The organism is Specibacter sp. RAF43 (assembly GCF_052114065.1).
Classification (GTDB): Bacteria; Actinomycetota; Actinomycetes; order Actinomycetales; family Micrococcaceae; genus Specibacter.
Map to the genome: position 1 here is coordinate 48,055 of NZ_JBFREA010000024.1, position 21,081 is coordinate 69,135.

Below are 21,081 nucleotides of genomic sequence, written 5' to 3' on the forward strand. Positions count from 1 at the left end.
CTCGCTTGAGTTATCCACAGGCGGCACCTAGCGGCGCAAGTGGCCCGCAATAGATGGCCACTGGTGGATGGGGTGCGCGGCGCCCTGGATCTGCTGCCAGTTCGCCTGCTCCGGGATGGTGGGGGAGAGCAGCAGATCACCAAACATGGTCTTCATCTCCGCCAGCCGGTACGTGTGCTCGCTGGAACCGCTGCGCACCCGGTTGGCCACAATGCCGGCCGGCACCAGGGCGGGGGCAAATTCGGAACGGAACAGCTCGATCGCGCGCAGCGTGCGCTGGGTGCCGGCCACGGAGAACAGGCCGGGTTCGGCCACCAGCAGCACCCGGCTGCTGGCCGTCCACGCCATGCGYGTGAGCCCGTTCAGCGACGGCGGGCAGTCGATCAGCACCAGCTGGTACGGGGCCGTGCCGTCGCGGTCGGCGTTGGAAAGCACGGCGGCCAGGCGGCGCAGATCGCGCCGGCCCAGATCGGGACGGTCGTAAATGCCGCTGAACGCCGAACCCATGGCGACGTCGAGCACCGGTGCGGTCCCGTCGTCGTGCTGGTGGGCGGCCAGCCAGCCGCTGGGGACAACATTGGCGGCGAGGTTGGCCCGGCGCGGTGACTTGATCAACCGGCCGATGTCCACCTGGCCGGCGGCGCGCACGCCCAGCCCGGTCGTCGCATCGGCATGCGGGTCAAGGTCGATCACCAGGGTCGGGATGCCTGCGGCCAGTGCGGCGGAGGCCAAACCAAGCGTGACGGACGTCTTGCCGACGCCACCTTTGAGGCTGCTGATGCTCACTACTTGCACGAGTTGTCCATTACCTTTGCCTTGCGTACTCGATCATGTCCTGGCGCTGCTTGCGGGTTCCGTGCCAAATGCGCGTGACACATACAATAGCTGTGGAACGTTCGCGACTTGGAGAAGCCATTGACAAACACCCCAGATAATTTGACCGGCAATCGGCTCGCAAACAGCTTTGTGTCGGCCACCTTTAGTGAGCGACACATTGGGGTCAGTGCACAGCCCCACGTTCATCATATGTTGAGCACCCTTGGATTTGGCTCTTTGGAGGAGCTTACGGTGGCCGCGCTGCCCGAATCCATCTACACCACCGCACCGATGGGCCTGGCGGCCGCCGTGTCGGAGGAGGCCATGCTGGCCGAGCTGAAGGCGCTTGCCGCCAAGAACACCGTCAACAAGTCCTTCATCGGCCAGGGCTACTATGGCACGCACACGCCCGGGGTCATCCAGCGCAACGTGCTCGAAAGCCCCGCCTGGTACACCGCCTACACCCCCTACCAGCCGGAAATCTCCCAGGGCCGGCTCGAGGCGCTGCTGAACTTCCAGACCGTGGTCTCGGATCTGACCGGCATGGTCACGGCCAACGCCTCCATGCTCGATGAGGGCACCGCCGCGGCCGAGGCGATGGCCCTGATGCGCCGGACCAACCGCACCGCCCCCGCCGACGCCGTCTTCCTGGTCGACGCCGATCTGTTCCCGCAAACCCTGGCCGTGATCAATACCCGGGCCAAGGCCATGGGCATCCCCGTCCTGGTCCACAACTTCGACGCCGGGCTGCCGGACGTTGGGTTCTTTGGCCTGCTCATGCAATACCCGGGCGACTCCGGGCTGGTGCGGGACATCGCCCCGATCATTGCCGCCGCCCACGAGGCCAAGGCCGTGGTGGGCGTCGCCGCCGACCTGCTGGCCCTGACCCTGCTGGAATCCCCCGGGGAGCTCGGCGCCGACCTGGCGGTGGGCACCTCCCAGCGCTTCGGCGTGCCCATGGGCTTCGGCGGTCCGCACGCCGGCTACATGGCCGTCCGCCAGGGCCTGGAGCGTGCCCTGCCCGGCCGCCTGGTCGGGGTCTCCAAGGATGCCGCCGGCAACCTGGCCTACCGGCTGGCGCTGCAGACCCGTGAGCAGCACATCCGCCGCGAGAAGGCCACCTCCAACATCTGCACCGCCCAAGTGCTGCTGGCCGTCATGGCCGGCATGTACGCCGTCTACCACGGCCCGGACGGGCTGCGTGCGATCGCCGTGCGGGTGCACGCCCTGGCGCTGGCCGTGGCGCAGGCCGCGACGGCCGCCGGCCACACCGTGGTGCACGAGAACTTCTTTGACACGGTCAAGATCCAGGTGGCCGCCGGCAGCGGCCACGCCGCCGCCGAATTGGTCGCCGCCGCCCACGCGGCCGGCTATCTGCTGCGCCAGGTGGACCACGACCACATCCAGGTCGCCGTCGATGAAACCACCACCGAGGCGGACATCGCCGCCCTGGCCGGCCTGTTCGCCGGCGACGGCCCGGCACTGGCGGGGCCGTCGCTGCCCGCCGAGGCCGCCGACGTCGCACTTCCCGCCCCGGTCCGGGCCACCGCGTACCTGGGCAACCCGGTGTTCCACGTGCACAACTCCGAGACGCAGATGCTGCGCTACCTGCGCCGGCTCGCCGATGCCGACTACGCGCTGGATCTGGGCATGATTCCGTTGGGATCGTGCACCATGAAGCTCAACGCCACCGCCGAGATGGCCGCCGTGACCTGGCCCGAATTTGCCAACCTGCACCCGTATGCGCCGGCGGCGGACACCGTGGGCATGGTGGAGATGGCCACGCAGCTGGAGGCCTGGCTCGCCGAGATCACCGGCTACGACGCCGTCTCCGTCCAGCCCAACGCCGGCTCGCAGGGCGAGTTTGCCGGGCTGATGGCCATCCGCGCGTACCACCTGGAAAACGGCAACCCGGACCGGGACATCGTGCTCATCCCCACCTCCGCGCACGGCACCAACGCGGCCTCCGCCGTGATGGCCGGGCTGAAGGTGGTGGCGGTGGCCACGGACGGGCTCGGCAACATCGACATGGACGACCTCAAGCGCCAGATCAGCGTCCATGAGGGACGCCTGGCCGCCATCATGGTCACGTATCCGTCCACTCACGGCGTCTTTGAAACCTCCATCAGCACCATCTGTGCCATGATTCACGACGCCGGCGGGCAGGTGTACGTCGACGGCGCCAACCTCAACGCCCTCGTCGGCCTGGCCCAGCCGGGCAAGTTCGGTGCCGACGTCTCGCACCTGAACCTGCACAAGACGTTCTGCATTCCGCACGGCGGCGGCGGACCGGGCGTGGGGCCCGTCGGTGTGGGTGCGCACCTGGCCAAGCACCTGCCGGCCCGGGAACTGGGCCTGGACACCTCGGTGGGGCTGGTCTCCAGCGCACCGTACGGCTCGGCGTCGATCCTGCCCATCTCCTGGGCCTACATCCGCATGATGGGCCCGGACGGGCTGCGCCTGGCCACCCAGACGGCCATCTTGTCCGCGAACTACATTGCCCGCCGCCTCGGCGAGCACTACCCGGTGCTGTACACGGGCGCCCACGACCTGGTGGCGCACGAGTGCATCCTGGACCTGCGCGGCATTACCGCCGACTCCGGAGTCAGCGTCGACGATGTGGCCAAGCGGCTGATCGACTACGGGTTCCACGCCCCCACGATGTCCTTCCCGGTGGCGGGTACGCTCATGGTGGAGCCCACGGAGTCCGAGGACCTCGGCGAGATTGACCGCTTCATCGATGCCATGATCGCCATCCGCCAGGAAATTGCGGACGTCGCGGAGGGAGTGTGGCCGGCCGGGGACAACCCGCTCGTCAACGCCCCGCACACGGCCCGGAGCCTGACGCAGGAATGGGAGCACCCCTACAGCCGCGAGCGTGCGGTCTACCCGGCCGGGGTGGACCCGCGGGCCAAGTACTGGCCGCCGGTGCGCCGGATCGACCAGGCGTACGGGGACCGGCACCTGGTGTGCTCGTGCCCCTCCATCGAAGAACTGGCCGAGGTCTTCTAGGGCCCTCAGGGAGCCCGCTTTATTACGCGGATTGCGCGTGAGATGCACCACAGCATTTGGCGCACGGGCCGTGCACGGGTGAGACTGGCATCACTTTGGTCCGCGGTGGCCGGGCCCTCGGCAGCGCCGGGGATTCATCCACCCGGCCGGCCAGTGGTCCCTTGCGGGCGGCCGGGCCGGCACCACCATGGCAAGATCGCCGGAGGCACCTTAGCCGGTATTTGCAGCACACATCACGACCCGCAGGCTGGCTGTTACCTCAGCCGGACGGCGGCCAAACCAGCGTTCACACAGGAGTGAGATGTTTTCAAAGATTCTGGTTGCCAATCGCGGCGAAATCGCCATCCGTGCCTTTCGGGCCAGCTACGAGCTCGGTGCCAAGACGGTGGCCGTGTTCCCCTATGAGGACCGCAATTCCTTCCACCGGCAAAAGGCCGACGAGGCGTACCTGATCGGCGAGGAGGGACATCCCGTCCGCGCCTACCTGGACGTGGCCGAGATCATCCGCGTTGCCAAGGAAGCCGGCGCGGATGCCATCTACCCCGGCTACGGATTCCTGTCCGAGAACCCCGAGCTCGCCGCGGCCGCGCGCGACGCCGGCATCACCTTCGTGGGCCCGCCCGCCGAAGTCCTGGCCCTGACAGGCAACAAGTTCCATGCCCTGAACGCCGCCCGCGCGGCCGGCATCCCGGTCCTGAAGTCCAGCGAGCCCAGCTCGGACCTGGACACCCTGATCGCCGCGGCCGAGGAAATCGGCTTCCCGATCTTCGCCAAGGCCGTCGCCGGCGGCGGCGGTCGCGGGCTGCGCCGCGTGGACACCCGGGAGGAACTCCCCGAGGCGCTCAGTGCCGCCATGCGCGAGGCCGACGCCGCGTTCGGTGACCCGACCATGTTCCTGGAGCAGGCCGTCCTGCGTCCGCGCCACATCGAGGTCCAGATCCTGGCCGACGCCGAGGGCAACGTCATGCACCTGTTCGAGCGTGACTGCTCGCTGCAGCGCCGGCACCAAAAAGTGGTGGAAATCGCCCCGGCCCCGAACCTGGATGAAAACATCCGAGCGGCCCTGCACAGCGACGCCGTGAAGTTCGCCAAGGCCATGGGCTACGTGAACGCCGGAACCGTTGAGTTCCTGGTCGACACCGTGGGGGAGCGGGCCGGCCAGCATGTGTTCATCGAAATGAACCCGCGCATCCAGGTGGAGCACACCGTCACGGAGGAAATCACCGACGTCGACCTGGTCCAGGCCCAGCTGCGCATCGCGGCCGGGGAAACCCTGGCCGACCTGGGCCTGAGCCAGGACACGGTCCACGTCAAGGGTGCCGCCATGCAGTGCCGCATCACCACGGAGGACCCGGCCAACGGCTTCCGCCCCGACGTCGGAAAAATCACCACCTACCGTTCGGCCGGCGGCGCCGGTATCCGCCTCGACGGCGGCACCATCTACGCCGGCGCCGACGTCAGCCCGCACTTTGACTCCATGCTGGTCAAGCTCACCTGCCGCGGGCGCAACTACGCGACCGCCGTCTCGCGGACGCGCCGCGCCCTGGCCGAGTTCCGCATCCGCGGCGTCTCCACCAACATTGCGTTCCTGCAGGCCGTGATGGACGACCCGTCCTTCATCGCCGGCGACATTGCCACCTCCTTCATCGACGAACGCCCCGAACTGCTCAAGGCCCGCGTGTCCGCGGACCGCGGCACCAAGTTGCTGACCTGGCTGGCCGACGTCACGGTCAACAAGCCCAACGGCGAGCTGCGGGTGCACGATGACCCGGCCGCCAAGCTGCCCGTCGTTGACGCGGCCGCCGCGCCGGCCGGCTCCCGCCAGAAACTGCAGGAGCTGGGCCCGGAAGGGTTCGCCGCCGCGCTGCGCGCCCAGACGGCCGTGGCCGTCACGGACACCACCTTCCGCGACGCCCACCAGTCACTGCTGGCCACGCGCGTGCGTACCAAGGACCTGGTGGCGGCCGGTCCGGCCGTGTCGGTGCTGACCCCGCAGCTGCTCTCCGTCGAGGCCTGGGGCGGGGCGACGTACGACGTCGCCCTTCGCTTCCTGGGCGAGGATCCGTGGCAGCGCCTGGCCAAGCTTCGCGAGGCCCTCCCCAACGTGTGTTTGCAGATGCTGCTGCGCGGGCGCAATACCGTGGGCTACACGCCGTACCCGGCCGAGGTGACCGACGCGTTTGTGCTTGAGGCGGCGGCCAGCGGGATCGACATCTTCCGCATCTTTGACGCGCTCAACGACGTCGACCAGATGGAGCCGGCCATCAAGGCCGTCCGGGCCACCGGAACCGCCGTCGCCGAGGTGGCGCTGTGCTACACCGGCGACCTGCTGGACCCGGCCGAGAAGATCTACACGCTGGACTACTACCTGGCCTTGGCCGAGCGCATCGTGGCCGCCGGCGCACACATCCTGGCCATCAAGGACATGGCAGGGGTGCTGCGCCCGGCCGCCGCGGCCAAGCTGGTCACGGCCCTGCGCGAACGCTTCGCGCTGCCGGTCCACCTGCACACCCACGACACCGCCGGCGGCCAGCTCGCCACCCTGATGGCGGCCGTCAATGCCGGGGTCGACGCCGTGGACGTCGCCTCGGCGTCGCTGGCCGGCACCACGAGCCAGCCCTCGGCCTCCGCGCTCGTGGCGGCGTTGGCGCACACCGAGCGGGACACGGGCATCGACCTGGCCGCCGTCAGCTCGCTGGAGCCCTACTGGGAAGCGGTACGCCGCGTGTACGCCCCGTTTGAGTCCGGCCTGGCCGGGCCCACGGGCCGCGTCTACCAGCACGAGATCCCCGGCGGCCAGCTCTCCAACCTGCGCCAGCAGGCCATTGCGCTGGGCCTGGGGGAGCGCTTCGAGGAGATCGAGGACATGTACACGGCCGCGGACCGGATCCTGGGGCACCTGGTGAAGGTCACGCCGTCGTCCAAGGTGGTGGGCGACTTGGCCCTGCACCTGGTGGGCATCAAGGCCGACCCCGCCGACTTCGAGGCCAACCCGCAAAACTACGACATCCCGGACTCCGTGGTCGGTTTCCTCGGCGGCGAGCTGGGTACTCCGCCCGGCGGCTGGCCCGAGCCGTTCCGCACCAAGGCGCTCCAGGGCCGGACCGTGCTGCGCCGCATGGGCGAGCTCACCGCCGCGGACAGTGCCGAGCTGGCCGCGGACAGCGCCACGCGACGGAACACGCTGAACCGGCTCCTGTTTGCCGGGCCCACGGCCGAGTTCGAGAAGATCCGCGAAACGTACGGGGACGTGTCCGTACTGGACACCCGCGACTACCTGTACGGGCTGCAGCGCGGCAAGGAGCACTACATGCCCCTGGGCCCGGGCGTACGCCTGATCGCCTCGCTGGAGGCCGTGTCGGAACCAGACGAAAAGGGCATGCGCACCGTCATGTGCACCCTCAACGGCCAGGCCCGCCCCGTCACCGTGCGCGACCGCAGCATCGAAAGCACCGTGAAGCTGGCCGAAAAGGCCGATTCGGCCGTGCCCGGGCAGGTTGCGTCCCCGTTCGCCGGCGCCGTCAGCCTGAAGGTGGCCGTGGGCGACGTCGTGGAGGCCGGCAGCACCATTGCCACCATCGAGGCCATGAAGATGGAGGCGTCCATTACGACGCCGGTGGCCGGCACCGTGACCCGGCTCGCCGTTGGCGCGATCGAGCAGGTCCAAGGCGGGGACCTGCTGGTGGTCATCGAGGGATAAATCACGTCCCTGGCACGATTTACCCTGCGGCGGTGTCGCGGGGCTGGGTTACACTGAAAGTCAAATAACCGCTTCCGCGGCCGGAAAACACCGTTTCCGGCCGCGGCGGCATTTGACGGTGGAGATATGGCGAAGAAGATGAGCAAGTCGACAATGCCCGGCACGCCCGCTGGGCCGGATGCCGGGCTCGATGCCGGGACGGAAATAGCACCGGATGCCGCTGCGGGCCCCGAGACGGCCGTGGACGCGGGCACAGAGGCCGTGGACGCGGGTGTGGAGGCCGGCGTTGATACCGTCCGCCCCGGGGGTCCCGAGCCAGATTCAGCCGTTCTTGATTCCGAGGCGGCCGAACCCGGCACCGGCGATCTTGCCACGTCCGACGACGTTGCGACCAAGGTGACCATCACCTCCGGTCCCGTGCCTAACGCCGGCGAAGACCCGGACGCCCTGGACCTGTTGACCCCGTCCACGGATCCCGCCTTCACCGGCGCGGTCCAGGCCATCGAGCCGACCGCTCCTGCCGCCATCCCCGAATCGCCGGCCGCCGCCCTGCATAATGTCCCGCCGGCGCCCGCCCCTCAGGATTTAGCGCCGACGGCCGCCCCGCCGGCGCCCGTCCCTCAGGATCCGCCGCCGGCCGCCCCGCCGGCGCCTGCCCCCCAAGACTTAGCGCCGCATTCCGGCGAGCACAGCGCTGTCCGACACAGTGCCGGCCAGGCGCCGGAGCAGACGGCATTCGAGCAGACAGCACCCGAGCCGGCGGCAGCCCCGGCGTCGTACATGCCGTCGGCCCCGGCGCAGGCACCGGGAGCGCCCGCGTGGGAGCCGTCCACGGCCCATTCCCCGGGCGCGCCGGGCGGCAGCCCCCGCCGCCAGCGTGAGGACGGCCCGGAGCCGGCCGCCGCACTGACCAGCGACCGGCTGCTCTCCAAGGTGGCCGCCCCGCCCGTTGGCGGCTGGCGCCGATGGCTGTACGCGTTGACGCTGGGCGCCGTAAACGTCGGTGATTCGGACAGGGTCCGGCTGGAGCGCGCCCAGGAGAATCTCATCGCCTCGCGCCTGGGCAACCAGACCCGCTATGTGCCGGTGCTCTCCCGCAAGGGCGGCGTCGGCAAGACCACCGTCACCACGCTGCTGGGCATGGTGTTGGCGGAGACCCGCGAGGACCGGGTCATCGCCATGGACGCCAACCCGGACCGCGGAACCCTGTCCGACCGTTCGCCGGGCCGCGCCGACTACACGGCCCGCAACCTGGTCAAGGACCGCTTCACCGTCACCACGTTCTCGCAGCTCTCCGACTACGTCTCCCGGGACGGGTCGCGGCTGGACGTGCTGGCCTCGGACACGGACCCCACGGTCGCCCAGGCCTTTGACGACTCCGACTACCGGGCGGTCACGGACATCCTGGGCAAGTACTACTCAATTGTGCTGACCGATTCCGGCACCGGCATGGTGCACTCGGTCATGAAAGGCACGCTGGAGAAGGCCGACGCCGTGGTGCTGGTTTCCGGCGGCAGCGTTGACGAGGCGCGGCTCGCCTCCGAGACGCTGTCCTGGCTCGAGGCGCATGGGCGGCACGACCTGGTGGCGAACGCCATCGTGGTGATCAACATGTCCGGCGGGACGACCCAGGTGGACATCGGCCAGATCGAAAGCCACTTCAAGTCGCGGGTCAGCAACGTTTTGCGGATCCCTTATGACAAGCACCTGGCGGAGGGTTCGCGCGTGGACCTGGACAAGCTGCGGCCGGCAACCAGGGCCGCCGTCAAGGAGCTGGCGGCCCTGGTCGTGACGGAGTTGCAGCGCGGTTAGGGCTTCTTGGACAGGTAGATGTCCTCGACCACTGCTTCAAAGTCCTTCAGGACCTGCGCCCGCTTGACCTTCATGGAGGGGGTCAGGTGGCCGGAGGACTCCGTGAAGTCGGTGTCCACGATCCGGAACGCCTTGATGGATTCGGCGTGCGAAACGCTCGAGTTGGCCTTGTCCACCACGCTTTGGACGGCGGCCAGGACGGCCGGGTGCACGGCCGCCTGGGCCACGGTGATGCCCGCCGGCAGGCCGTGATGCTTGCCCCACTGCGGCAGCGCCTCCTCGTCGATGGTGACGATCGCGCCGATGAATGGCCGGTTCTCGCCGATGACAAGGCACTGGGACACGATGGCGTCGGCCCGGATCTGGTCTTCGAGCAGCGCGGGCACCACGTTCTTGCCGCCGGCGGTGACGATGATTTCCTTCTTGCGCCCGGTGATCGTCAGGAACCCTTGGTCGTCGAGCTCACCGATGTCGCCGGTGCGGAACCAGCCGTCCACAAACGTTTCTTCGGTGAGGTCGTCGCGGCCAAAGTAGCCCTTCATGACGCACACGCCCTTGGCGAGGATCTCGCCGTCGTCGGCAATCTTCACGGCGTTGCCCGGCAGCGGGGCGCCGACGGTGCCGATCTTGATGCGCTCGGGCCGGTTGACCGTGATGGGGGCCGTGGTCTCGGTCAGGCCGTAGCCCTCGAGGATCTGCAGCCCAATGCCCTGGAAGAAGTGGCCCAGGCGCTCGCCCAGGGGGCCGCCGCCGGACACGGCGTGACGGACGCGCCCGCCCATGGCCGCGCGGAGTTTGCTGTAGACCAGCTTGTCGAACAGCGCGTGCTTTGCCTTGAGCAGCAGCGACACCCGGCCATCCTGGCTGGCGCGGGAGAAATCAATGGCGGTTTGCACGGCGATCGCAAAGATCTTGCCCTTGCCCTCGCCCTCGGCCTTGAGAGCGGCCGAGTTGTAGACCTTTTCAAACACGCGCGGCACGGCCAGGATGAATGTCGGCTGAAAGCTTTGCAAGTCCGCAAGCAGGTGCTTGATGTCCGGGGTGTGGCCCACCTTGGCGCCGGCGGCGATGGCCAGCACCGAGATGTAACGGGCGAAGACGTGCGCCAGGGGCAGGAACATGATGGTCTGGGAACCCGGCGGGATGACGTCCTGACCCAGGACGGCCACCGCGTTTTCGCTCAACTCCACGAAGTTGTGGTGCGTGAGCATGCAGCCCTTGGGCCGGCCCGTGGTGCCGGAGGTGTAAATGATCGTGGCGACATCGTCCAGCCCGTTCGAGGTGCGCCGGACTTCCAGGACGTCGTCGGGGATGTCCTTGCCGGCCTCGCGGAGGGCATCCAGGCCGCTGCCGTCCATCTGCCAGATATTGGCCAGCGCGGTGAGATCCTCGGCGTGGGCGGCCTGGCGGATAACGTTCTCGTGGTTGGCGGTCTCGGCAATGACCGCGACGGCGTTCGAGTCGCCCAGGTTCCATGCCACCTGCGACGGTGAGGACGTTTCGTAGATCGGCACGGACACGGCGCCGGCAAACCAGATGGCGAAGTCCACGAGGGTCCACTCGTAGCGGGTGCGGGCCATGATGCCCACGCGGTCACCGACATTGATGCCGGCGGCAATCAGCCCCTTGGCCACGGCACTCACATCGGCGTGGAACTCCCTGGCGGTGACGTCGACCCACACGTTGTCGGCGTTGCGGCGGGAAAAGAGGGCCGGATTTGAGGCCATCTTGGACTGCCGCAGCACGAAGTCCGTGGTATTCATGGTCCGTGGACTGATGACCTCGGCCGGAACGGTAATCTCTCGCACACTAGCTCCTTCGATATGTGTGTCCACTGTGGCTTGGCCCTACTCTATCGGGCCCGGTCATTATCCGGCATGGCTGCCGCATTCGGCATGTCCCATGCGGCCCGGGCGCCCGAACCACACCGCATGTTACCCGTTGGTAACATTATGTTGTTTGGGTCACGCATTCAATGCGGTTCCCCGTGCGGTGGGCGGGGTGCTCCGGCCGCTGGCTAGACTCGGACCATGCAGCGAGCACGCCCCGTCTTCAGACCCACGCTTAGATTTCCCGGCCGGGCGGCGGTGGGCAGTGAATTGGCGTTGGGCATCGACATCGGCGGCACCAAGGTTGCCGCCGGTGTCGTGGACGGGACGGGCGCTCTGCGGGAGGAACTGCGGCGCGAGACCCCCGGGCGCGACGCGCGCGCCGTCGAGGCGGTGATCGTGGAGTTGGTGAGGGAACTTGGCGGCCGGCATGATATCCGCAGCGTGGGCATCGGGGCGGCCGGCTGGATGGACCTGGACTCCGGCACGGTCATGTTCAGCCCGCACCTGGCCTGGCGGCATGAGCCGTTGCGCAAGAACCTCGAAAGCCTGCTGGGCCGTCCGGTGACCCTGGCCAACGACGCCGATGCCGCCGGCTGGGCCGAATGGCGGTTTGGTGCCGGTCGCGGTCACGACCGCCTGGTCTGCCTGACCCTGGGCACGGGGATCGGCGGGGCCATTGTGATGGACGGCCGCGTCGAGCGTGGTAGTTTCGGGCTGGCCGGTGAGTTTGGCCACCAGATCATCATGCCCGGCGGGCACCGCTGCGAATGCGGCAACCGTGGCTGCTGGGAGCAGTATGCGTCGGGCAATGCCCTGGGCCGTGAGGCGCGGGAGCTGGCCCGGGCCAAGTCACCCATGGCCGCCGAGCTGCTTGCTGCCGTCCACGGCCGGGCCAAAGACATCACCGGATCTCTCGTCACCGAACTGGCGCTGCGCGGCGAACCGACGTCGCGGGAGCTGGTGGAGGAGGTGGGGGACTGGCTGGGGCTGGGCATCGCCAACCTCGCCGCGGCCTTGGATCCCGCCCTGTTTGTCATCGGCGGAGGGCTCTCCGAGGCCGGCGATCTCCTGCTCGAACCCGCCAAGCGCGCCTATGCCAAGAACCTGACCGGACGCGGCTTCCGGACGGAGGCGCGCATCGTCGGGGCGGAACTTGGCCCCTCCGCCGGGCTGATCGGGGCCGCCGACCTTTCCCGGGTCAGGCAACCCAAACGGCTCGGCGTGCGGCGCGGGCGCAAGACGTCAGAACGCGGCTACTAGGACTTGTGCTTAGGACTTGCGCTGCGCCGCCGGGCTGCCGGGCCGCCTTGAGGGGCGGCCGCTGGCTCTTCGGGTGGGTCAGGCTGTGTGGGGTGGCTGGTAGTCGATGAGGAGTTCTTCGAGGTAGCTGGGCGGGGTGGTCAGTGCCGGGGTGGTCAGTGCCGGCGGCGTGGCGGCCCGTTGGTGGCTTTGGGCTTGGGGGTGGTTGAGGGCGTTGGTGAGGTATTTTTTGACCGGTTTGGGGTAGGCCGGTGGCGGGGTGTCCCGGGGGGCGGGGGGATGGTAGCGGCCGGAGGGGGCTTTCCAGCCGACTCGTCCGTCGGGGGTGAGGCGGGGTGTCCAGCCGCGGAGCTTGATGCCGGCCCGGGCGGGGTCCTTCTGGCGGCGGGGGCGGCCGTGGCGGTCCTTGTCGTCCTTGAAGTGGCGCAGGGCGTGGTGGAGGGTGCAGGCCGGGCGTTGGTTGGCGGGGGTGGATCGACCGCCGTGTTCCCAGGCGGTGAGGTGGTCGGTTTCGGTATCCAGGACGGGGTTGGTGCAGTTGGGCCAGTAGCAGCTGCCGGCCATTGCCCGCAGCAGGGCCCGGTCCGCTGCCCGGAGCCGGTAGCGGGTGGGGGCCAGGTTCAGTGGTTCGTCGGTGAGGGGGTCGGTGGCCACGCGCAGGAAGGTTGCGGCGTTGGCCAGGAGCGTGCGGGCGAGGGTTTCCGGGATGGGCCCGTAGCCGGCCAGTTCGGCGGGCTGGTTCGTGGCTCCGACCAGGGCCAGCAGCGGGACGGTGACCAGGATCTGGGCGGCCGGCAGCGGCGGCTCGGTGACGGCCATCCCGGCCCGGACCTTCTCCAGCTGCTCCAGGTACTCGCGCAGGGGCTCTTCCGGGATCCCGTCCACGAGCCCGTCAACATAACCTGACCCGTCCCCGCAGAGCACACCGGCGATCGGCGCCCCCGCCCGGTCATCACCGCCGGACCGGTCAGCACGGGCGGCACTGGCGGCAGCGGCGGGACCGGCCGTGGCGACGGTGGCGGGGGTAGCCTCGCCGGCGTCACCGGCGCGGCGGGCACCGGTGTGGGCCCACGGCGGCTCCCCGTCCACCACGGTGACCGTCCCGCCGGCGGTTCCGGCCAGCACGCTGACCGTGCCGGCGGCATTTCCGGCCGTGGGGGCGGTCCTGCCACCGCCGGCATTACCGGTGGTGCCGGACCGGTCCTTGGCCGCGTCACCGGCGGGCGTGGTCGCGGTCGTGCTGAGGGGGTGGTGGCCGAGCAGGAGGGTGGTGGCGGTGTCGAGGCGCAGTTGGGTCAGGGTGCGGTTTTCGTGGGCGCCCTGCAGGCTGCGGGCGGTGCGGGTGCAGTGGACCCAGATGCCCTCGGCGGCGGGGGCGGGCAGGTGCAGGGTCAGCCAGGACATGCCGTCGTGGCCCGGTTCCAGGGTCATGTCTCGTGTCAGGTAGGCGCGGCGGGTGCGTGCGGGCAGGGTTTCGGGGTGGGTGCCCTCGCGCAGGCGCCGGGCCTGGGCGGCGAACACGGCGGCCGTGGTGCCCGGGGCCAGGCGCAGCAGCCGGGCCTCGAAGACCTGGCGGTCCGCGGYGGTGSTGGCGGGYGTSTCGGTGAGGGTGGCGGTTTCCTCGAGGATCGTCACCGCGTGCCGCCAGGAGAGCTCCCCGGCGGCCAGGGCGGCCCGGGCTCCCGGGTGGTCTTGGATCAGCTCCCGGGCCCGGTCGGCCAGGGCGGCGGCGGTGCGGGCCGGGATGGCCAGGGTCAGGGCCAGTTCGGCCTTCGCGGAGGCCTCGGCCTTCCCGGYCTGCCAGGGGTCCAGGGCCAGGGCGGCGGCCTCCACGGCGGCGGCGCCCAGCAGCCGRTCCACCAGGGCGGCCTTGGTGGCGGCGGTCGCGTCCTCGAGCCGCTTGAGCGCGGCCAGGGCGGTGATGGCCGCGTCGTAGACGCCCCGGGCCACGGAGGCCCGGGAGGCCGGTTCCGGCACGGGGGCCGGGACGGGGGTGAACGCCGGCAGTCCCGCCAGGGCCGGGGCGTCGGCGGTGAAGGGCTCAATGGGGGGMAGGGCGGCCCGTGCGGTAAGGATCGCCGCCACGTGCTCGGTGGCGTTCCCGCCCGGGGTTCCGGGATCATTGGCCGGGGTGCTCATACCACCATTATCGTAGAACACAAAAACGGTGTCAATGGATAGTTCAGGATTGTGTACAAACATATGTTCTATACGCGCCCGGCTCCACGTCCCCTACGTGACAGGGCCAGGGACTCGGCATGCCGCCCAGCGGCGACCGCCCGTCGGCTGACGCCGCGGGCGTCGCGGCTAGTTGTACGTGGCCAACATAGCTAGACGACGGCGCCGTCGCCGTCGTCGTGGTCCCGGTTGGCGGGCAGCCGGTACAGCAGGTAGCCGGTCCCCACCAGGAAGGCGAGCACCACGGCAATCACGCCCAACAGCGGTATTCCGCGCCAAAAGATAGCAGCTAGAACCAGGAAGATGGGACCGCCTGCGGCACCAATCCACGCCAGCAGCACGGCCGGCTCCGCGGCGGAGAGGCTGGGCGGCTCCGCCGGGACAAACGAGTCCTCGTCATCGTCGCCAGCGTAGTCGCGGGGGCCGCCGAAGGACTGATCGTCAAAACCCTGCCCGGATGGGGGCTCCGCGGGTGCCGGCTCCGCCTGGTTTCGCCACACACCCAGCGGGTCAAAGTCGATAAATTCCGCACGCTGCCCGGCAGCGGCGTCGCCGGTCGGCGTGCCATCGGAAGTCCTGCCCGCCGGAGACGTGCCCGCCGGACCCGTGCCCTCCGGGGTCAAGCCGCTGCCCGGCGCTGATGCGTCGGGGTCCTGCGACGACTCGAGGAACTCGTCCGACGGTTCCTGGAGCCGGGCCACGAGGTCCAGCCAGACCGCATCGTCGTCGTTGTTGCCGCCCGTGGCGGGCTGGTCCTGGCCGGGGTTAGAGGACACCTGCATGCCTTCGGAAGAAATTGCTGGATTGGGAAAAAATCAGTGCCGCGTCATTGTCCATGGTGGCTACATGGTAGCTGTTTTCCAGGGGCACCACCTGAAGATCCGCGGACCCGATATTCGCCCGGATCACCGCAACGCTCGAATCCGGTACCACATGGTCCACCGTGGAGCGAAACAGCAGGACGGGGGCCGTGATCTGGGGGAGCAGTGCCACGGTATTGGTGAAGAGCTTGGCGAGCTCATGCGCGGCCGCCACCGGCGTGCGCGTGTAAGCCTCCTCGGAGACCCCAGGCAACTTGATGTCGTCACCAATGGCCGGCACGCTCCGGAGCACGTATTTGAGGAGACCGGCATACTTCGCCCGGTTGTCGTTGAAGGTAAGGCCGGGATTGACGACGGCGATGCCCGCCACCGGGTGTCGGGCCGCCACCCGGAGCGCCAGCGCGCCGCCCATGGACAGGCCGGCGACGAATACGGCGTCGCACCGGGCGCTCAGCTCCAGGTACGCGGCCTCGAAATCCCGGTACCAGTGTTCCCACGGGGTCCGTGAGAGGTCCTGCCAGGTGGTGCCGTGCCCGGCCAGCAGCGGCATGTTCACGGCGTATCCCTCGGCGGCCAGGTACTCCGACCAGGAGCGCATGCTCACGGGGGAGCCGGTGAACCCGTGGCAGACCGCCACGCCAACCCGCGCCAGGCCGCCATGCCCCGGCGCGCGGAAAGCTTCTGCCAAGGCCATGGGCCCTCCCTATGTTTGCGCCGATGCTGCGTGCCACCATGAAAGCCTGCCGCGGACTGCCGCGGCAGGCGTCGTGTCCCCCCATGACGTGTGTCTCACTAGACTACTGTTGATACGACGCCCGCGGGGGATCCGCACGTCCAGGCTTGGCTGCAACCGGTGGCACCAGAGAGGAACTTGACCGTGATTTATTGGGTGCTCAAAAAAATCTTCCTGGGGCCGGTTTTGAAGATCTTGTTCCGTCCCTGGACCAAGGGCCTGGACAACATCCCCCTGGAGGGTCCGGCCGTGCTGGCCAGCAATCACCTGTCCTTTTCGGACTCGATCTTCATGCCGCTGATGGTGCCGCGGCCGGTGATCTTCCTGGCCAAGATTGAGTACTTCACCGGCCGCGGCCTCAAGGGCCGGCTGATCGCCCTGTTTTTCAAGGTGACAAACCAGCTGCCCATGGACCGCGCCGGAGGGGCGGCCTCCGCCAATTCCCTGCAAACGGGGATTGACGTGCTCAAGGACGGCGGCCTGCTGGGCATCTACCCCGAGGGAACCCGCAGCCCGGACGGCCGGCTGTACCGTGGCAAGGTGGGCGTGGCAAAACTGGTCCTGACCGCCAACGTCCCCGTGATCCCCGTGGCGATGATCGGCACCGACAAGGTACAGCCAATCGGCCGCCGCCTCCCGAACATCCGCCGCCTGGGCATCATTTTTGGTGAACCCATGGACTTCAGCCGCTACCAGGGGCTCCAGGACGACCGCTTTGTCCAGCGCTCGGTCACCGACGAGATCATGTATGAACTCATGCGCCTCTCCGGCCAGGAATACGTCGACTCCTACGCCACCACGGTCAAGGACAAGATTGCGGCCGAAAAGGCCGAAAAGGCGGGCAAGTCGGCCGCAAAGTCCCCGGATGCCGGGAAGAAGGCCGCCCAGGTCGTCCGGGTCGTCCGGGTCGACCCGGACACCACGATCGCCCCGGGTACCGTCACCGTCATCGGCGCGGCCGCGGAGCCCCGCCCTCCGGTGGTCGAGCCGGCACCGGACGCCGCCGCCGAAAAAGGTCCGGCCGGCGAGGCGGCTAACGCTTCCGCCGGTGACGCGTCCGCGGCCGACAGGGATGACGCGGCCGACGACGGTGCGGCGGGCACCGGCCACCCGGACGCACAGTAGACACCGCCGGAACCGCCCTTCCGCCCCTTGGCCGCGACGGCCGGTGGGGTCGCCCGGGAGACCGTGTCCCGCCGTCGGGCCGGCCGTTGCCACTAGTTGCCGCCGGTTGCCGGGCATGCGGCGGGGTTGGACGGCCACGGCCCATCTCATGAACCGGACTGGTTCGGCGCCATGCGCTTTCCGGGGCTAGGCTTATTGCGTGACTGACCTAACTTCTCCTTCAACGGATGTCCCCGTCGCCGGCATTTCCGTTCCCGGTGCCGCGGTATACCCCGGACTTGACGACTGGCGCGACTTGCCGATCGCCCAGCAGCCCTCCTGGGTCGACCCCGATGTTTTTGCCTCGAGCGTCAAGGAACTCTCGACGCTGCCGCCGCTGGTGTTTGCCGGTGAAGTGGACGTGCTCCGCTCCCGCCTGGCCCAGGCAGCCCAGGGCAAGGCTTTCCTGCTGCAGGGCGGGGACTGCGCCGAAACCTTTGAGGCCGCCACGGCCGATAAGATCAGCGCCCGCGTCAAGACCATTTTGCAGATGGCCGTGGTCCTCACCTATGGCGCCCAGCTGCCGGTCATCAAGATGGGGCGCATGGCCGGGCAGTTCGCCAAGCCGCGTTCCTCCAACGATGAGACCCGCGACGGTGTCACCCTGCCGGCGTACCGCGGCGACATTGTCAACGGCTATGACTTCACGCCGGAGTCCCGCCGGCACGACGCCGCGCGAATGCTCAAGGCGTACCACACCTCCGCGTCCACGCTGAACCTGATCCGCGCCTTTACGCAGGGCGGCTTCGCCGACCTGCGCCTGGTCCACGAATGGAACCGCGGCTTCACGGCCAACCCGGCCCACGGTCGCTATGAAAAGTTGGCCAAGGACATCGACCGGGCCATCAAGTTCATGGCGTCCTGTGGCGCCGACTTCGAGGCCCTGAAGACCGTGGAGTTCTTTGCCAGCCACGAGGCCCTGCTGCTGGACTACGAACGCGCGCTGACCCGCATCGACTCCCGCACCGGCCTGCCCTATGACACGTCCGCCCATTTCCTGTGGATCGGGGAGCGGACCCGCGACCTCGACCAGGCCCACGTGGACTTCCTCTCCCGCGTCCGCAACCCGATCGGCGTCAAGCTCGGCCCCACCACTTCCCCGGATGACGCGCTGCGCCTGATCGAGAAGCTGGATCCGAACCGGGAGCCGGGTCGCCTGACGTTCATCACCCGCATGGGTGCCTCCAACATCCGCGAGAAGCTGCCGACGTTGGTCGAGCGGGTCACCGCCTCCGGTGCGCAGGTGCTGTGGGTGACCGACCCCATGCACGGCAACACCGTCACGTCCCCGAACGGCTACAAGACCCGCAACTTTGACGACGTCATCGACGAGGTCCGCGGCTTCTTCCAGGTCCACCAGTCCCTGGGCACGTTCCCCGGCGGCCTGCACGTGGAGATGACCGGCGACGACGTGGCCGAATGCCTCGGCGGCGCCGACCCCATCGACCAGGATGCCTTCCTGACCGGGTACGAGTCCGTGTGCGACCCCCGCTTGAACCACAAGCAGTCGCTGGAGATGGCGTTCCTCGTGGCGGGCGCGCTCAGCCAGACCAAGTAGGGCCCAGCCTAATGACGGAAGGGGTGCGACGAATACGTCGCACCCCTTCCGTCATCAGTCGCCCTGAATTCCGTTAGATGACCTGAAGCGTGACCGTGCTGCCCTCGGGGGCCTCGACGCCCTGCGGGCTCTGGAAGCGGACGGTGCCAAAGAAACCACCGAGCAGGTTTTCCACCTTGACCTTGAACCCCAGGGCCTCAAGCTGGGCCTTCGCCGCACCGGCCTGCTTGCCGACCACGTCGGGGACCATGACCAGCTTTGGCCCCTTGGAAATGGTCAGGGAAACCTTGCCGCCGGCCGTTAGGTTCCCGGAGTCCGGTGATTGCGCGGCGACCGACCCCGCCGGGACCCTGGCGCTGTTCACCTGCTCCGGCGCCACGACGGCGACGAGACCAAGATTCTTCAGTGCGGCCTCGGCGTCGGCCGCCGTCTTTCCCACCAGAGCCGGCACCGGGATGGGCTTGGGGCCCTTGGAAACGGTCAGGTTGACCTTCGTGTTTCCCCGAAATTGCGTGCCGGCCACGGGATCCTGTCCCAGCACGACGCCGGCCGCCGCCTTTTCGTTGTACGTCCCGGTGACGCCGCCGGTCGCCAGATGGCCGTCCGCCAGCATCTTCTTCGCCGCGTCAAGTTGCAGGCCGGTCAGGGTGGGGACGGGATAGAGCACGGGGCCCTTGGAGACTTGCAGCGTCACGCCGAGAAATCGGCGCTGTTGGGCGCCCGGGCCGGGGTCGCTGATCACCACCAGGCCTTGCGGGACGCTTTCATTAAAAACATCCGAGGTCTGGGTTGAATCGAAGCCGAACTCGTGCAACAACGCCTGGGCCTGGGCCACCGTCTTGTTGTGGACGTCCGGCACGGTGGCCAGCGCGCCCGGACCAAGCACCAGGAACCAGCCGGCCACGGCACCGAGCACGGCCAGCATCAGCACCAGGACCACCCACGCCAAGGCGCGGCGCCGCGGATGCTTGGGTCCCAGTGACTTGGTGGGCCGGGCCGCTGCCCGGGCCCTGGCCTTGGCCGCCGCCCGGGTTTCCCGCTTGGAGGCCCGGGCGCCCGAGGCATCGAAGTCCGCCTGGGGGATTTCATCGGTGAAGCCCGTCCCCGCTGGTGCGGGGTCCTCAACGTAGAGCCGGCTGCGGGCCGGGATGACGCTGGTGGGGTGGCTGTGTGTCGGGATGACGGAGGTGGCGTCGGCCGCGATCACGCTGGTGGCGTTGTCGTCGGCCCAGTCCGGCCCGTCAGCCCCCTCACCGTCATCATCGTCGGGGCCGTCGGGGAGGGCCCCGGGGGGCTGGTACGTGTAGTCAAGGTCCGCCGGGCTGAGCGTGTTGCGGATGTGGCGGAGGTCCTCCAGCAGCGCGGCACCGTTCGCGGGCCGGTTGTCCGGGTCCTTCTCGGTCATGTACCGCACCAGTTCGTCCATCTCCGGCGGCAGGCCGGGCAGGACGGCAGACGGCGACGGGACGTCGTCGCGCACGTGGGCCATGGCCACGGCGATGGGCACGTGGCCCGTAAATGGCTGCACTCCGGTCAAGAGCTCGTAGAGCATGATGCCGGCGGAGTAGATGTCGGTGCGGGCGTCGCCGCCGTCGCCGTTCACCAATTCGGGGGCGATGTATCCCACGGTGCCCAGCAGCGTTCCGGTATTGGTTGTTGTCGTGACCGCCCGGGCCAGGCCAAAGTCGCCGATCTTCACCCAGCCGGTGCGGGAGATCAGCACGTTTTCCGGCTTGACGTCCCGATGCACCAGCCCGGCGGCATGGGCCGCGGCCAGTCCCTCCACGATGGGGTCCAGATAGTCCAGGGCCTGCCGGGGGCTGAGCGGGCCGTGGCTGTTGATCACGTCCCGCAGCGTGTGGCCGTCGATGTATTCCAGGACCAGGTACGCGTGGGCGGGGCCGATCCCGTGGTCGTGGATCTGCACCACGTGCGGGTGCGACAAGCTTGCCGCGCTCCACGCCTCGCGTTGGAGCCGCTCCAGGAATGCGGTGTCCGTGGACAAGTGCTGGTGCAGGATCTTCAGCGCAATATTGCGGTTCAGGCGCAGGTCCTTGGCCAGGTACACGGTGGACATGCCGCCGCGCGCCACCTTGGAAAGGACCAGGTAGCGATCGTCTACTGTGGACCCCAGCAGGGGGTCATGAGCCACGTCTTGCACCCCTCAATCCTATTCGGTCAAACGAAAAGGGGCC

At 68.8% G+C, this 21,081-nt stretch carries 11 protein-coding genes and 1 pseudogene; 6 read left to right on the forward strand and 6 right to left on the reverse strand.

Annotated elements, in window-relative coordinates; all coding sequences use genetic code 11:
- Positions 1-27: 27 nt before the first annotated feature.
- The gene (locus AB4Y80_RS13305; RefSeq protein ID WP_442214717.1) at positions 28-795 is read right to left on the reverse strand and encodes a ParA family protein; all 768 of its coding nucleotides are present in this window, start codon (positions 793-795) and stop codon (positions 28-30) included.
- 171 nt (positions 796-966) lie between these two features.
- Here AB4Y80_RS13305 and gcvP point away from each other — a divergent pair, with 171 nt between their 5' ends.
- From gcvP to AB4Y80_RS13320, 3 genes are all read left to right on the forward strand, one after another.
- On the forward strand, positions 967-3,828 hold the full coding sequence (gene gcvP, locus AB4Y80_RS13310; RefSeq protein WP_442214761.1) for an aminomethyl-transferring glycine dehydrogenase: 2,862 nt from the start codon (positions 967-969) through the stop codon (positions 3,826-3,828).
- A 301-nt stretch (positions 3,829-4,129) separates the two neighbouring features.
- A complete protein-coding gene (locus AB4Y80_RS13315; RefSeq protein ID WP_442214719.1) occupies positions 4,130-7,528 on the forward strand; it encodes a pyruvate carboxylase in 3,399 nt (1,132 codons plus the stop codon).
- A gap of 138 nt (positions 7,529-7,666) precedes the next feature.
- The gene (locus AB4Y80_RS13320; protein WP_442214721.1) at positions 7,667-9,340 is read left to right on the forward strand and encodes a MinD/ParA family ATP-binding protein; all 1,674 of its coding nucleotides are present in this window, start codon (positions 7,667-7,669) and stop codon (positions 9,338-9,340) included.
- Here AB4Y80_RS13320 and AB4Y80_RS13325 read toward each other — a convergent pair.
- A complete protein-coding gene (locus AB4Y80_RS13325) occupies positions 9,337-11,148 on the reverse strand; it encodes an AMP-dependent synthetase/ligase (protein ID WP_442214723.1) in 1,812 nt (603 codons plus the stop codon). The genes AB4Y80_RS13320 and AB4Y80_RS13325 overlap by 4 nt on opposite strands.
- Positions 11,149-11,370: 222 nt before the next feature.
- Between AB4Y80_RS13325 and AB4Y80_RS13330 the strand changes: the two genes are divergently transcribed.
- Complete coding sequence (locus tag AB4Y80_RS13330) at positions 11,371-12,432, forward strand: ROK family glucokinase (RefSeq protein ID WP_442214724.1); 1,062 nt, start codon at positions 11,371-11,373, stop codon at positions 12,430-12,432.
- Positions 12,433-12,510: 78 nt separating this feature from the next.
- On the opposite strand, the gene AB4Y80_RS13335 is transcribed toward AB4Y80_RS13330, so the two are convergent.
- From AB4Y80_RS13335 to AB4Y80_RS13345, 3 genes are all read right to left on the reverse strand, one after another.
- Positions 12,511-14,571: a DUF222 domain-containing protein gene (locus tag AB4Y80_RS13335; RefSeq protein ID WP_442214725.1), complete on the reverse strand. Its 2,061-nt coding sequence runs from the start codon at positions 14,569-14,571 to the stop codon at positions 12,511-12,513.
- Between the two features lie 191 nt (positions 14,572-14,762).
- The gene (locus tag AB4Y80_RS13340) at positions 14,763-15,386 is read right to left on the reverse strand and encodes a hypothetical protein (RefSeq protein ID WP_442214726.1); all 624 of its coding nucleotides are present in this window, start codon (positions 15,384-15,386) and stop codon (positions 14,763-14,765) included.
- Positions 15,376-16,125, reverse strand: a complete 750-nt coding sequence (locus AB4Y80_RS13345; protein WP_442214728.1) for an alpha/beta hydrolase — start codon at positions 16,123-16,125, stop codon at positions 15,376-15,378. Before AB4Y80_RS13345 ends, AB4Y80_RS13340 begins: the two co-directional genes overlap by 11 nt.
- Positions 16,126-16,308: 183 nt before the next feature.
- Here AB4Y80_RS13345 and AB4Y80_RS13350 point away from each other — a divergent pair.
- Both AB4Y80_RS13350 and AB4Y80_RS13355 read left to right on the forward strand, forming a co-directional pair.
- A pseudogene (locus AB4Y80_RS13350) lies at positions 16,309-17,010 on the forward strand (lysophospholipid acyltransferase family protein); the annotation flags it as partial.
- A 478-nt stretch (positions 17,011-17,488) separates the two neighbouring features.
- Entirely contained in the window at positions 17,489-18,886 is a 1,398-nt protein-coding gene (locus AB4Y80_RS13355; RefSeq protein WP_442214730.1) for a class II 3-deoxy-7-phosphoheptulonate synthase, read from the forward strand.
- A 73-nt stretch (positions 18,887-18,959) separates the two neighbouring features.
- Here the strand turns inward: AB4Y80_RS13355 and pknB are convergent, their stop codons facing one another.
- Positions 18,960-21,047, reverse strand: a complete 2,088-nt coding sequence (gene pknB / locus AB4Y80_RS13360) for a Stk1 family PASTA domain-containing Ser/Thr kinase (RefSeq protein ID WP_442214731.1) — start codon at positions 21,045-21,047, stop codon at positions 18,960-18,962.
- Positions 21,048-21,081 lie beyond the last annotated feature (34 nt).

Bases quoted from the DNA above. Each gene is read 5' to 3' on its own strand.
- AB4Y80_RS13315 (WP_442214719.1), top strand. From the start codon at position 4,130: ATGTTTTCAAAGATTCTGGTTGCCAATCGCGGCGAAATCGCCATCCGT.
- AB4Y80_RS13320 (WP_442214721.1), top strand. From the start codon at position 7,667: ATGAGCAAGTCGACAATGCCCGGCACGCCCGCTGGGCCGGATGCCGGG.
- AB4Y80_RS13330 (WP_442214724.1), top strand. From the start codon at position 11,371: ATGCAGCGAGCACGCCCCGTCTTCAGACCCACGCTTAGATTTCCCGGC.
- AB4Y80_RS13345 (WP_442214728.1), bottom strand. From the start codon at position 16,125: ATGGCCTTGGCAGAAGCTTTCCGCGCGCCGGGGCATGGCGGCCTGGCG.